This window comes from Bradyrhizobium sp. STM 3561 (assembly GCF_045571455.1).
Taxonomy (GTDB): Bacteria; Pseudomonadota; Alphaproteobacteria; order Rhizobiales; family Xanthobacteraceae; genus Bradyrhizobium; species Bradyrhizobium vignae.
In genome coordinates, this window is sequence record NZ_CP120695.1 from 1213961 (window position 1) to 1227926 (window position 13966).

General features: G+C 62.3%; 12 protein-coding genes and 1 pseudogene. 12 read left to right on the plus strand and 1 reads right to left on the minus strand.

All coding sequences use genetic code 11. The annotated features are described in order from the left end of the window. Positions 1–112 precede the first annotated feature (112 nt). From P6U28_RS05420 to P6U28_RS05465, 10 genes and pseudogenes are all read left to right on the plus strand, one after another. Positions 113–1425, plus strand: a pseudogene (locus P6U28_RS05420) (epoxide hydrolase family protein). A gap of 48 nt (positions 1426–1473) precedes the next feature. After that, positions 1474–2322 carry an enoyl-CoA hydratase/isomerase family protein gene (locus tag P6U28_RS05425; protein ID WP_407121907.1) on the plus strand — a complete coding sequence of 283 codons (849 nt, stop codon included), beginning with the start codon at positions 1474–1476 and terminating at the stop codon, positions 2320–2322. A 73-nt stretch (positions 2323–2395) separates the two neighbouring features. Further along, complete coding sequence (locus tag P6U28_RS05430; RefSeq protein WP_407121908.1) at positions 2396–2866, plus strand: (2Fe-2S)-binding protein; 471 nt, start codon at positions 2396–2398, stop codon at positions 2864–2866. Positions 2867–2868: 2 nt separating this feature from the next. Then, on the plus strand, positions 2869–5040 hold the full coding sequence (locus P6U28_RS05435) for a molybdopterin cofactor-binding domain-containing protein (protein ID WP_407121909.1): 2172 nt from the start codon (positions 2869–2871) through the stop codon (positions 5038–5040). Between the two features lie 39 nt (positions 5041–5079). Further along, entirely contained in the window at positions 5080–5502 is a 423-nt protein-coding gene (locus P6U28_RS05440; RefSeq protein ID WP_407121910.1) for an OsmC family protein, read from the plus strand. Between the two features lie 22 nt (positions 5503–5524). After that, positions 5525–5953: a cupin domain-containing protein gene (locus P6U28_RS05445; RefSeq protein WP_407121911.1), complete on the plus strand. Its 429-nt coding sequence runs from the start codon at positions 5525–5527 to the stop codon at positions 5951–5953. Positions 5954–6008: 55 nt separating this feature from the next. After that, on the plus strand, positions 6009–7112 hold the full coding sequence (locus P6U28_RS05450; RefSeq protein ID WP_407121912.1) for a mandelate racemase/muconate lactonizing enzyme family protein: 1104 nt from the start codon (positions 6009–6011) through the stop codon (positions 7110–7112). A gap of 49 nt (positions 7113–7161) precedes the next feature. Next, the gene (locus tag P6U28_RS05455; protein WP_407121913.1) at positions 7162–8316 is read left to right on the plus strand and encodes an HlyD family secretion protein; all 1155 of its coding nucleotides are present in this window, start codon (positions 7162–7164) and stop codon (positions 8314–8316) included. A 50-nt stretch (positions 8317–8366) separates the two neighbouring features. After that, positions 8367–9986 (plus strand): MDR family MFS transporter, encoded by a 1620-nt coding sequence (locus P6U28_RS05460; protein WP_407121914.1) that lies wholly within the window; start codon positions 8367–8369, stop codon positions 9984–9986. Between the two features lie 35 nt (positions 9987–10021). Then, positions 10022–10402 carry a hypothetical protein gene (locus P6U28_RS05465; protein ID WP_407121915.1) on the plus strand — a complete coding sequence of 127 codons (381 nt, stop codon included), beginning with the start codon at positions 10022–10024 and terminating at the stop codon, positions 10400–10402. Between the two features lie 102 nt (positions 10403–10504). Here the strand turns inward: P6U28_RS05465 and P6U28_RS05470 are convergent, their stop codons facing one another. After that, complete coding sequence (locus tag P6U28_RS05470; RefSeq protein WP_407121916.1) at positions 10505–11146, minus strand: TetR/AcrR family transcriptional regulator; 642 nt, start codon at positions 11144–11146, stop codon at positions 10505–10507. Between the two features lie 293 nt (positions 11147–11439). On the opposite strand from P6U28_RS05470, the gene P6U28_RS05475 reads away from it, so the two are divergent. Both P6U28_RS05475 and P6U28_RS05480 read left to right on the plus strand, forming a co-directional pair. Then, entirely contained in the window at positions 11440–12465 is a 1026-nt protein-coding gene (locus tag P6U28_RS05475; RefSeq protein ID WP_407121917.1) for an HlyD family secretion protein, read from the plus strand. Next, on the plus strand, positions 12462–13958 hold the full coding sequence (locus P6U28_RS05480) for an MDR family MFS transporter (RefSeq protein WP_407121918.1): 1497 nt from the start codon (positions 12462–12464) through the stop codon (positions 13956–13958). The genes P6U28_RS05475 and P6U28_RS05480 overlap by 4 nt, the downstream gene beginning before the upstream one ends. Positions 13959–13966: the final 8 nt, after the last annotated feature.

Below are 13966 nucleotides of genomic sequence, written 5' to 3' on the forward strand. Positions count from 1 at the left end.
CGCCTAACAATCCATAACGAGCAAACGCGCGGCGCCTCGGTCACAGTGTCCGTACAAACACGGGCCTGTCGAGCCCGAACGCGGCCCACCGGTCGAACGAAGGAGAACGGCAATGAACGCACAATCGAGCGTCGACCTCATCAACCCGGACCGACGTCGAGTCCTAAACACGGCCGCGATGGGCGTCGTTGCCGCAGGAATTGCCAGTCTTCTTCCCATCGATCGAACGGCTGGAAGCCCGAGCCACGCAATTCGGCCGTTCCATGTCAACATTCCCGACGAAGATCTCATCGACTTGCGCCAGCGGCTTGCGGCGACCCGTTGGCCAGACAGCGAGATTGTCACCGATCAGTCCCAGGGCGTGAAGCTCGCGACGATGCAGCAGCTCGTACGCTACTGGCAGACTGACTACGACTGGCGAAAGGTGGAGACGCGGTTGAAGCACTACAGCAGTTCGTCACAGAGATCGACGGTGTCGACATTCATTTCATCCACGTTCCATCCAAACACGACAATGCACTTCCCATGATCGTGACGCACGGCTGGCCCGGCTCGATCATCGAACAGCTCAAGATCGTCGATCGCCTGACGAACCCAACGGCTTACGGCGCGAGCGCGTCTGACGCCTTCGATCTCGTCATCCCGTCGATCCCCGGCTATGGCTTCTCGGGCAAGCCGACGACGATTGGCTGGGACCCGGTGCGGATCGCGCGCGCTTGGATCGTGCTGATGAAGCGTCTCGGTTACAGCCGCTTCGTGGCGCAGGGCGGCGACTGGGGCAATGCGATCACGGAGCAGATGGCGCTGCAAGCTCCACCGGAGCTGGTTGGCATCCACACCAACATGCCTGCCACCGTGCCCGCCGACATCGCCAAGGCATTGCAGCCGGGCGGCGCGATGCCGGCCGGTCTCTCCGTCGAGGAGCAGAACGCCTACAAACAGTTAGACGATTTCTACAAGCATGGTCTCGGCTATGCCCTCGAGATGGCGAACCGGCCGCAGACGCTCTACGGCATCGTGGATTCGCCGGCCGGCCTTGCATCCTGGATACTCGATCACGACGCGCGCAGCGGCGAACTCATCGCGCGGGTATTCGACGGCAAGAGCGAAGGTCTGACCCGCGACGACATCCTCGACAACATCACGCTTTACTGGCTGACTAATACGGCGATCTCGTCCGCGCGGCTGTACTGGGAAAACAAGCTTGCTTTCTTTGAACCGAAGCACGTTGCCATCCCGGCGGCCGTCAGCGTCTTCCCCGACGAGATCTATGCCGCCCCGCGCAGCTGGACCGAGCGGGCCTATCCCAAGCTGATCCACTACAACCGGCTCGACAAGGGCGGCCATTTTGCGGCCTGGGAACAGCCCGAGCTGTTCTGTGCGGAAATGCGCACCGCTTTCCGTACTTTGCGCCGATCGACCTGAGGGATCGCGCGGCCTTCCTCTCCAACCCACCAACCAGGAGTGCACATCATGAATCGTCCCGAACGCAACTTTGCAAGCGACCAGATCCGGCTCGAGCGTCGCCTGCCGACATACTGGCGCGTCACCTTCGACATGCCCCCGGTGAACATCTTCGGCCCGAAGCAGCTTCCGTTACTCAATGACGTGATCACCGCGATCGAGAACGATCCGGAGCTCAAGGTCGTGGTGTTCGACAGTGCCGTCGAGGGATTTTTCATCACCCACTACGACTTCCTCGCGCCGCTCGAAGATTCCCTGAGCATCCCGCCGGGACCGACCGGACTGCAGGCACTTCCCGACATGCTCGTGCGTCTCAGCCGCGCGTCAGCGGTCTCCATTGCTTCGATCCGCGGCCGCGCGACCGGGGTCGGCAGTGAACTAGCGCTCGCGAGCGACATGCGCTTCGCGAGCCGCGAAAAGGCCATCCTGTCGCAATGGGAGGTGGGCGCCGGCCTGGTACCCGGCGGCGGCCCGATGGCGCGATTGCCGCGTCTGATGGGCCGGGGACGGGCGCTCGAAGTGCTGCTCGGCGCCGACGATGTCCGTGGCGATCTGGCCGAGCGCTACGGCTACGTCAATCGATCGCTGCCGGACGCCGAGCTCGATGGTTTCGTCGAGGCGCTCGCGATGCGCATCGCGTCGTTCGACAGAGAGGCCATTGCTGAGACCAAGCGTCTCGTCGACGTTGCAAGCCTGCCTGCCGACCTGGAGATTCGGCCCGAATGGGACGCGTTTCTGGCTTCGCTCGGCCGTCCCGCCAGTCAGAACAGGATCAAGGCGCTGATGGCGCGGGGTTTCCATCGGGCCGGCGACGTCGAAAACCGGCTCGGCTTCCACGTCGGCCAACTCGGCGACTGAGGAGGATCCGGCAACAACAGCGGCGGGCGCGACGGTGAGCCGCGCCGGTTGCGAAAAACTGAGGAGAGGCAGCATGGCCTACAATATCACGATCAACGGAACTCTGCGCAGCGTCGATGTCGATGGCGATACGCCGCTGCTTTGGGTGTTGCGCGACGTGCTCGGCATGACCGGCACCAAGTTCGGCTGCGGCATGGCGCTGTGCGGTGCCTGCACCGTGCATCTCGACGGCTCTGCCGTCCGCTCCTGCATCACTACGATCGAAAGCGTTGGTGATTCGAAGATCACTACGATCGAGGCGGTCGGCTCCACGGCCGCGGGTGCCAAGATACAAAAGGCATGGCTGCAGCATGAAGTCGCGCAGTGCGGCTACTGCCAGTCCGGGCAAATCATGTCGGCCTCCGCTCTACTCGCCGGTAACGCTCATCCTACAGATGCAGACATCGACGATGCGATGAGCGGCAACATCTGCCGCTGCGGAACTTACGTCCGCATTCGAGAGGCAATCAAGCTTGCTGCGCAATCGCAGGCCAAGGAGGGCTGACCATGATTCACCATCGTATCGCGCCGACCGCATCATATGCCGGCTTGTCGCGCCGCAATTTCCTCGTCAACAGCGCCGTGGCCGGCGGCGGGCTGATCCTGAGCCTTAGCCTACCGTTCGGCCAAGGCAAAGCTCTTGGTGCCGAAAGCTTCACGCCGAACGCTTTCATTCGTATCGGTACCGACGGACAGGTCGTGCTGACGATGCCCTATGTCGAGATGGGACAGGGCACCTACACCTCGATCCCGATGCTGATCGCGGAGGAGCTGGAGGTCGCTCTGAAGCAGGTTCGACTTGAGCACGCGCCACCGAACGAAAAGCTCTATGCCAATCCGCTGCTGGGGGTACAGGCGACGGGCAATTCGAATGCCATTCGTGGTGCCTGGAAGCCGCTTCGCGAGGCCGGCGCGACTGCGCGGATCATGCTGATCGCGGCAGCTGCCAGGCGCTGGAGCGTCGATGTTGCGTCCTGCCGAGCGGAGAACGGCGAGGTGATTCACACGCCCAGCGGTCGGCACCTCCGTTATGGCGAGCTTGCCGCCGAGGCCGCGCAGATGCCGGTTCCGAAGGACGTCGCGCTGAAGCGGCCGCAAGAATTCAAGCTGATCGGGACCCCGGCGAAACGGCTCGATGCTGCCGGCAAGGTGAATGGCGCCGTGGTCTATGGCATCGATGCTCGGCCGCCTGGTGTGAAGATCGCAACGCTGGCCCAGTCGCCCGTGTTCGGTGGCCGGCTGAAGAGCGTGGACGACAGTGCAGCCAGGGCAATCAGAGGCGTGCGCCAGATCGTCCGGCTCGACGATGCCGTTGCGGTCGTCGCAGATCACATGGGCGCCGCTAAAAAGGGCCTCGAGGCACTCAAGATCGAGTGGGACGAAGGTCTCCACACTGGCCTGAGCACACAGGACGTCGCACGCGAGCTGGAGCAAGCAACGCTGAGGGCGGGAGCAGTCGCCCAGAACATTGGTGACGCCGAGAAGGCGATGACGAACGCCGCGACGAGGATCGAGGCGAGCTATCATTTGCCATTCCTGGCGCACGCCACTATGGAGCCGATGAATTGCACGGCGCATTTCCGAGGCGGCGAATGCGAGATCTGGATTGGCACCCAGGCGATTGCGCGTGTACAGGCCATGGCAGCGAAAGCCGCCGGGCTGCCCGTCGAAAAAGTCGTCATTCACAATCACCTCATCGGCGGCGGCTTTGGTCGACGTCTCGAGGCCGATGGCGCGGTGCGGGCAGTCGAGATCGCCAAGCAGGTCGATGGTCCTGTGAAGGTGGTGTGGACGCGCGAGGAGGATATCCAGCACGACATGTATCGTCCGTCCTGGGTCGATCGCATCGCAGCCGGCCTCGACAAGGGCGGCAGGCCGGTGGCCTGGGTCAATCGCTTCGCCGGTTCTTCGGTGATCGCCCGCTGGCTTCCGCCCGCCTTCAAGGACGGCCTCGATCCTGACACGACCGAAGGCGCAATCGACCTGGTCTATGGTCTCCCGAACTTCCACGTCGAATATGTTCGCGTCGAGCCGCCAGGCATCCCGACGGCGTTCTGGCGCAGCGTCGGCCCCTCGCACAACGTCTTCGTTACGGAGAGCTTCATCGATGAACTCGCGGTGGCGGCGAAGCAGGATGCTGTAGCCTATCGCCGTGCGTTGCTCGATCACAATCCGCGGGCGAAGGCGGTCCTCGATCTGGCGGCAGAAAAAGCCGAGTGGGGCGCCCCGCTGCAAAAAGGGCGCGGCCGCGGTGTAGCCCTGCAACACGCATTCGGGAGCTATCTCGCCCAGATCGCCGAGGTTGAGGTCGCCAAGGACGGATCCGTTCGTGTCCGCCGTGTGGTCTGCGCGATGGATTGCGGCTCCGTGATCAATCCCGACACCGTGCAGGCGCAGATCCAGAGCGGCGTAATGTTTGGTGTGACCGCCGCACTGTATGGCGAAATCACGCTCAAGAACGGGCGCGTCGAGCAGGCCAATTTCGACACCTATCAGATGCTGCGCATCAACGAGGCGCCGGCGGTCGAGGTGCACCTGGTCAGCAGCGCCGAACCTCCCGGTGGAATGGGAGAGGCCGGCACGTCGGGCATTGTCCCGGCGATTGCCAACGCCGTCTTTGCCGCGACGGGAAGGCGGCTCCGCCGGATGCCGATCGATCCCGCCGCACTCAAGGCGTGAGCGAAAGCGAGCGCGCTCGAACCAACGAGGAGAAGTGACATGATCCGCAAGGCACAAGCAGTTTGGCGCGGCACTGGTCGCGATGGGAGCGGCCAGCTCTCCAGCGAGTCCGGCGTGCTCGCGGAGACGCCCTATTCGTTCAAGACCCGCTTCGAGAACGAGAAGGGCACCAATCCGGAAGAGCTGATCGCTGCCGTCCACGCCGGCTGCTTCACCATGGCGCTTGCCTTCGGCCTGCAACTTGCGGGCTTCAAGCCGACCGAGCTCTCCACGGAAGCTGCCGTCACGCTCGAGCCCGAAGGCAAGGGATTCAAGATCAGCAAATCGGCGCTCACCTTACACGGCAAGGTGCCCAACCTTGACGAGGCGGGGTTTGCTCGCATTGCCGGCGATGCTGAGAAGAGTTGTCCGGTGTCGAAGGTTCTCAACGCGACAATCACGCTGGATTCGAAACTCGTCTGATTGAGCTCAGGAGAATGACGTCATGACCATCAAACATCAGCCCGACCAGGCCGATTTCCGGGCGATCCTGCCCGAGCAGATCGACTGGAAGCCGTTCCCCGCGTTTCCGTGCGGCGCTCGCCTCGCGGTGATGGTCGGCCGTCCCGCCGAGCCCGGCCCCTATGTGGTCAGGGTGAAAGTGCCGGGCGACACGAAATTGATGCCGCACAAGCACCCCGAGGATCGCATCTACACCGTGATGTCCGGCGTCTTCTACATCGGGCTCGGCGAGGTCTTCGACGGCGACAAGGTGCAGGCCTATCCGCCGGGTAGCGTCGTCGTTCTGCCTGGCGAGACCTGGCACTACCACTGGGCCAAGTCCGGCGAATACGTCACGCAGGTCTCCGCGATCGGCCCGCTCGGTCTCGAATATCACGATGCGAACGACGACCCGCGTCACCAGCGCGCGTAGGTAGGCGCGCTTCGGCCAGCAAGTTCGGCGCGGAGCATGTGGGAGCACATGGAAGATGATCATCACCGGCGTTGAGTCCATTCCGCTGCGCATCCCGTTTAAGCCGGGATCTGTATCCGATGCGTCGGCGTGGGGTGACAGCAACCTGCCAGCTGCGGATTCGCTCCTCGTCCGTGTGACGACGGACCAGGGTATTGTCGGCTGGGGTGAAGCCTTCGGCTTTCGCGCGGTGGCTTCCGCGAAGCTCGCGATTGACCAACTGGTTGCGCCGCTTTGCGTCGGACAGAACGCCACGCGGATCGAGCCGCTGATGCTGGACGTGCAGAAGAAGCTGCATGTCTTCGGACGCGGCGGTGCGCTGGCTTTCGCGATCTCGGCCGTCGATATCGCCCTTTGGGATATCGCGGGTAAGGCCGCCAATATGCCGCTGTGCCAACTTCTGGGCGGCGGCGCGGCCGACCTACCATGCTATGCGAGTCTGGTCCGCTATTCCGATCCTCCTCTTGTCCGGGCCAGCGTGCGGCAGGCGATCGAGGCCGGATTCGGCATGCTCAAGCTTCACGAGATCGAGCTCCCTGCGATTCGCGCGGCCCGTGACGAATCCGGCCCCGGCGTCGAGCTGATGCTTGACGTGAACTGTCCATGGACGCTGACGCAAGCGCGCGCCGTCGCCGATGATCTCAAGACGATCGGTCCGAAGTGGCTCGAGGAGCCACTGTGGCCTCCGGAAAATTTTGCTGGCCTCGCCGAGATGCGGAGCGCGACGGGAATCCCGATCGCGGCCGGCGAGAACATTTATACGCTGATGGATTTCGAACGCCTGCTGGCGGCGGGCGCGGTGGATTTCGTCCAGCCGAGCCCGGCCAAGATGGGCGGCATCAGCGAGCTGCGTAAAATCTTCCCGCTCGCGGCTGTCCACAACACCGCGGTGATGCCGCACTCGTTCTACGACGGGCCGGGTCTGCTGGCCGCGATCCACACGACCGCGGCGCTGGGGACCGCCGATTCCATGATCGAGTGGCGCTGGTTCGATCTCGAAAGCGCCATCTACGGCGGCGCGTTCGGCCCGAAGCACGGCAGGATCTCCGTGCCTCAAGGGGCAGGTCTTGGAATCGATCCCGATCCCGACGTCATCGGCAGATTTCGGTTGCCACTATGAGAGGGCGCTCTCGACGCAATAGCGCTCGGAAATCACGAGGAAGCTAACCATGTCTAACGTTTCTGCTTCTTACGTCTCTGGACTTCGCGCGAAGACTGGCCTTCATCCGTCCCGCCGGGCACTACGGCGTACGGCAACGGCATTCGCCGGAGCACTTGCGGTCGCCGCGACCGCCGCTTTCGGTCATTACTATCTCACCACCGGGCGCTATCTGGAAACGACCGATGACGCCTATGTCAAGGCCGATTCCACGATCATCGCGCCGAAGGTTTCCGGCTACATTGGCGAGGTGCTGGTATCCGATAACGAGCCGGTCAAAGCGGGCCAGCTTCTGGCGCGGATCGACGATCGCGATTTCAAGGCCGCGCTGCACCAGGCCCGTGCCGACGTCGCGGCATCGGAAGCTGCGGTAAATAACCTGAACGTACAGATCGAATTGCAGTCGCCGTTGATCGAGCAGCAGGCCGCCGAGGTGGACGCCACCGAAGCCAATCTGAAGTTCGCGCGGGAAGAGCGAGCCCGCTATGACGATCTGATGAAGTCGGGCTCCGGCACGGTACAACGCGCCCAGCAAACCGATGCGGCCCTGCGTGCACAAAGCGCGCAACTCCAGCAAGGCAAGGCAGGGCTGATTGCCGCCAAAAAGAAAGTCGAGGTGCTCTCGACCCAACGCGCCCAGGCGCTCGCCCAGCTCGACCATGCCCGTGCCGTGGAGCAGCAGGCCGCGCTGAACCTGTCCTACACGGAGATCATTGCGCCCGTTGAAGGCTCCGTCGGTGCCCGTTCGCTGCGGGTCGGCCAGTATGTCCAGGCGGGCACGCAATTGATGGCCGTGGTTCCGCTGGATGCGGTGTATGTGATCGCGAATTTCAAGGAGACCCAGCTCACCCACGTGCGCAACGGCCAGCCGGTCGAACTCAGGATCGACAGCTTCCATTCGATCAGGCTGAAAGGCCATGTCGACAGCCTGTCGCCGGCGAGCGGTCTGGAGTTCGCCCTGCTGCCGCCCGACAACGCCACCGGAAACTTCACCAAGATCGTGCAGCGCGTTCCCGTGAAGATCGTGTTCGACGGCGGAAACCTCAAAGGTTTGTTGCGCCCCGGAATGTCGGCGGTGCCGACCATCGATACCAAATCGACCGTTATCGCCGAGCAGGACGAAACACGGCGGCTCGCATCGGGCGGATCCAAGCCCCGCAGTTGAGGGAATGCGCATCATGAAGGGCATGCTCCCTCGCGCCCAAGGAGAGGATGATGACCACACGGCAGACCACCATCGATGCCATTCAGGCGGGCGAAAGCCAGCCGGCCGTGGCGGCGCCGTCCATTCCCGCCGTTCCCCTGAAGACGTGGGTCGCGGTGATTGGTGCCACCTTGGGCGCATTCATGGCAGTGCTCAACATCCAGATCGTGAACGCCTCGCTTGCCGACATCCAGGGCGGGATCGGCGCCGGGATCGATGACGGCGGCTGGATTTCGACGTCGTATCTGATCGCAGAGATCGTAGTGATCCCCCTGAGCGGCTGGCTTGCCCAGGTGTTCTCGATCCGCATCTATCTCCTGACCAACGCCTTCCTCTTCCTGGTGTTCTCGGGGGCCTGCGCGTTCGCGCAAGATCTGCCGCAGATGATCGCACTGCGTGCCGTACAGGGCTTTACCGGCGGCGTGCTAATTCCCCTGGCATTCACGCTGATTATCACCTTGTTGCCGAAAGCCAAGCAGCCGATTGGGCAAGCGTTATTCGCGATCTCCGCGACGTTTGCGCCCGCGATCGGACCGACCATCGGCGGCTATCTCACCGAGAATTGGGGCTGGCAATACATCTTCTACGTTAACGTCGCGCCGGGCACGATCATGATCGGGATGCTCTACTTCTCATTGGAAGCATCGCCCATGAAGCTGTCGTTGCTGCGCGACGGCGACTGGCCTGGAATTGTCACTATGGCGATCGGGCTCTCGGCCCTGCAGACCGTGCTGGAGGAGGGCAACAAGGATGATTGGTTCGGCTCGCCATTCATCGTCCGTTTTGCGGTCGTTGCCGCGATCGCGCTGCCGCTGTTTGTCGCGATCGAACTGACCAGCAAGAAGCCGCTTTTGAATCTGCGCCTGCTGTACCGTCGTAGTTTCGGCTTCGGCGTCCTCGCGAATTTTCTGCTTGGCGTCGCCTTGTACGGTTCGGTCTACATTCTGCCCGTCTATTTATCTCGCATTCAGGGCTACAATTCCGAGCAGATCGGCGCGGTGCTGGCGTGGACCGGGTTGCCGCAGCTTGTGCTGATCCCTCTGGTGCCGCGGCTGATGAAGCGGACCGATCCGCGCATCATGATCAGCTTTGGCTTCGCGCTCTTCGCCGCCTCAAACTTCATGAACATCTATATGACCGGCGACTATGCGGCTGATCAGTTGTTTTGGCCCAATGTTGTCCGTGCTGTGGGTCAGGCCCTCATGTTTGCGCCGCTTTCGGCGGTCGCAACTGCCGGAATCGAGCCGGAGAACGCCGGGTCCGCGTCTGCGTTGTTCAACATGATGCGCCAACTCGGCGGCGCCATCGGGATTGCTGCACTGCAGACGTTGCTGACCAAGCGCGAGCAGTATCATTCCAATGTGCTCTCGCCGTCGGTCTCGTTACTGGAGCAGACGACCCGCACTCGGCTGGATCAGCTCACGGAATATTTCATCAGCCATGGCGTGATCGACCGCGTTGACGCCGCGCACCGCGCCTACGTCGCGATCGGAAAGATCATCCAGAAGCAAGCTTTCATTCTTGCCTTCAGCGACACCTTTTACGCGCTGGGCGTGGCACTGATCGTCGCGCTCGTGGCTGGCCTGATGCTCAAGAAGCCCGATCACCTCGATGCAGGCGCGGCGCACTAGCGGGTTTGCAAAGAACTTCGCAAGGGAGAATGACCATGAAGCCCGACATTAGCCTCCACGAGGCTGCACCCGAGACCATCAAAGGGCTGGGCGTGCCTGCAAACGCGACCGCGACGATTGATTCAATCGCCATCTCGATGCGGTCGATGGGAATAGGTGCTTGGTTAGTCGTCGCTGTGCTTCTCACACTATTCGTAGGTACTGTCTTCGTTTCCTATCTGGGTTGGACGAGCGCAGCCGGAGCTGACGTTCCTGCGTCGGGATATATTGCACTCGTAATCGGCGTGATTTGTTCGCTTGCTGTCGGCTTCGGCCTGATGGCGCTGGTCTTTTACAGCAGCCGCGCCGGGTACGATGAGTCCGCACGGCTGGTGCAGAACGACGACGCTCCCTCGGACGGGAGCATACCGCGATGATGTCACCTCAACTGAAGGAGCGTGCGTCGAAATCCATCAAGGGCGTTGGCTTCGACGTTTATCTCCTTCGCATTGGTTCGATATCTGAGAAGGCGTTGCGGCTCAATCTGCGGCGACCGGACATCCGCAGATTACACTCGTCGCTTTCCGCGCGATCTCCCTCAGCTCGGAGAGGCGAGCGCCGGCACGGGCGCGGATGGCGATGGTGTGCATCGTGGCTGACGCGAGAACCGCAAGTGCTGCTGGATCGGCATCATGCCTCAGCTCGCCCCTCTCGCGTGCTGTCCGGAGGCGAGCTTCAAAATCGGCGTCGAGCATGCGGAGCCCGGCGGCAATACTCTTCCGGATCTCTGCATCTTCAACCGCCTCGGCTACCGCTGTCCCGATCACAAAGCAGCCGCGCGCGGAGCCTTTGCGCGAAAAATAGAAGGACAACGCCGCCTCATAGGCAAGCATCAGCGCTTCGGCCAAGGGGCGGTCGCCCGCGAGGGCCTCGCGCGTCGCCGCCAGGGTCATCTCCCAGTAGCGTGCGAGAGCTGCGAGATAGAGTGCGTGCTTGTTGCCGAAGGCCGCATAGAGGCTCGGCGGACTCATTCCAGTTGCAGCCGCGATCTTGTCGAGCGGGGTACCTGAATACCCGGTCCTCCAGAAGGTCTCGGTCGCCTGCTTCAGGGCTGCCTCCGCATCGTAGGCGCGCGGCCGCCCACGAGGGGCCGCTGCCGTTTCGTTCTTTTTTCGGGGCATGTCGAAATCTCGGTCGTTTGCTGCCTAGGGATATTTATAACAATCGTTATAAAAAAACAACTGGGAACCACTTGATTGTCGTGCGGGGGTGAATTAATTGTAACGAGCGTTATGAAATGGAATTGACGTGAGGGGTTCCCATGCGGTTAGATCCTTTGCCAGTCGCCGGCTCGAAGGGAGAACGCGAGAGCTCTGCGGAAGCGCGAGTTGATCGAACTGTCGACGACTCGCCGCCCGACCGCGCGGTCGCGCTACCCCGAAGGAGCATGATGGAGCGGTTGCGCCGATCGCTCATGCTCGCTCTGCCTCTCATCGTGGCGGCACTTGGAGCCGCCGTGTATCTCGTGCAAGAACCTTACGTCTCGACCGACAACGCGTTCGTTCGGGCCGCGAAAGTGACCGTCAACGCCCGAGTTTCCGGCCAAGCGGTTGAGATCGCCGTGCACGATAACGAGAATGTCCGGCAGGGCCAGGTCCTGTTCCGGATCGACCCGGAGCCCTACCAGATCGCGGTCGATCAGGCGGAGGCGCGGCTCGGCAGCGCGCGCCTCCAGATCGAGGGGCTCAAGGCGACCTACCGCCAGCAACAGGCCGAGCTGCAGTCGGCGAGGGATTCAGCCGAGTTCGATGCGCGCGAGTACGACCGCAAGAAGATGCTGGTCGCCTCCGATTTTACCCCGCGTGCGGTCTTCGAGCGGGCCGAGACGAATCTCAAGGTTTCGCGCCAGCGCATTTCGTCGATTGAGCAGCAGATCGCCAGCACAATCGTGGCTCTGGACGGCGACCCGGACATTGACGTCAATCGCCATCCGACCGTTCGTGCGGCCAAGGCCCAGCTCGACCGTGCCCGGCTCGATCTTTCCTATGCAACGGTGACGGCGCCCGAGGATGGTGTCGTCACCAGGGTCGACGATCTGCAGATCGGCAGCTTCGTTAATGCCGGCACGCCGGTGTTTTCGCTGCTGTCGACCCGTCACGTCTGGATCGAAGCGAATTTTCGCGAGACAGGGCTGACCCATATGCGTCCGGGTCAGGAGGCAACGATCGACGTCGACGCGTATCCTGATCGCAAATTCAGAGCGCACATCGTCAGCATGAGTCCCGGCACCGGATCGGATTTCTCGGTCCTGCCGCCCGAGAATGCGACCGGAAATTGGGTCAAGGTGGTCCAGCGTCTGCCGGTGCGTCTCGAGCTCGATGACGTTGATGCGAGCAGGCCATTGTTTTCGGGCATCAGTGTCACCGCGCGGGTCGATACCGGCTATCGCGGCAGCTTGCGGCACCTTTTGCAGCCGACCTACGCGGCGGGGGTCAGATGAGTACCGTCGTCCCATCGACCGTTGGAGCCGATGGCCAACCCGCCCTCTCGCTCGCGGCTCTCATGGCGACCTACATGCAGGCCGTCAATATCTCTCTGCCCAATGCGGCGCTATCGCATATTCAGGGAACCCTCTCGATGGCCAATGACGAGGTCGGGTGGGTGTTTTCCTCCTATATTGCGGCAAGCGCCGTTGCCATGTCGGTCACGAGCTGGCTTGCGGGACGCTATGGACGAAAGTCTGTTTACCAATTCTCACTCATCATCTTCGCGCTAGGTCTTGTGCTGGATACGCTGGCGACGACGTCCGTCCAGTTCGTGCTCGCCCGGATCGTCCAGGGAGTTGCCAGCGGCCCGCTTGCACCGCTTTCGCTGGCGATCCTGCTTGAGGTGCAGCCACCCACGCGGCATGCCCGCCTGAGCCTGGCGTGGACGGTGTGCTCTCTTCTCGGCATCAGCAGCGGAGCGAGTATCGGCGGCTGGTTCAGTGAATATCTCGGCTGGCGTTCAATCTTCTATGTCAGCCTGCCGATGACGGCATTCATATTTCTCGCGATGGCGTTCTGGCTTCGCGACAAGAGGGCGGAGCGAACGCAACCCTTCGACTTTTTCGGTTTGGCGACCTTTTCCCTCGGCATGATCGGCCTGCAAGTGCTGCTCGACCGCGGCGAGCGCCTGGAATGGTTCGAGTCCGCGGAAATCTGGATCGAGGCGGTCGTCTCCATTCTGGGATTCTATCTCTTCGTCGTGCACGTCATGACGAGGAAGGAGCATTTTCTCCGCACGGCGTTGTTCAGGGATCGCAACCTCGTCCTTTCGACGGTGATCTCTTTTGCCGTGGGACTTGTCCTATTGCCGACCTTGGCTTTGACCTCGCCGATGCTGGAAGAGCTGCTCAACTACCCGGTCGACACCACGGGCTACATGACGATCCCGCGGGGCATTGCGCTCGTGGGAGGGGTGCTGTTGACAAGCCTGGTTCCGGCGCAAGTTGACTACCGCCCGTTTCTGGTTGGCGGAATGGCACTGGTGGTCTACGCCAATTGGCTGATGCTTGGATATTCACCGGCGATGGATTGGCGCGCGGTGGCCGAGGCCGGCTTCCTCCAAGGTGCGGGGCTCGGCATGGTGATTCCGACGCTCGCCAAAGCCGCGTTCAGTACGCTCGATCCGAAGCTCCGCCCGGAAGGTAGTGCGCTCATCAACCTGTCGCGGCTCTATGGCAGCACGATCGGCATCGCCGTGGTGCAGATCTTCTTCTACGGCAACACCCAGGCCATGCATGTCGCGCTCGCTAAGAACCTCATCCCCTACCGGACCGCCGCGCACGTCGCCGGATCGATGGCTAAGCCCGGCCTTGCAGCGCTCAACGGCATGGTTACCCACCAGGCGGCAGTCGTCGCGGTCATCGGTCAGTTCAAGATTCTAATGTTCGCCATGCTCGTCGTGAGCCCGCTCGTGCTTTTTCTTCGTAAACCGCGCCCGGCAGGTTGAGGACCGTG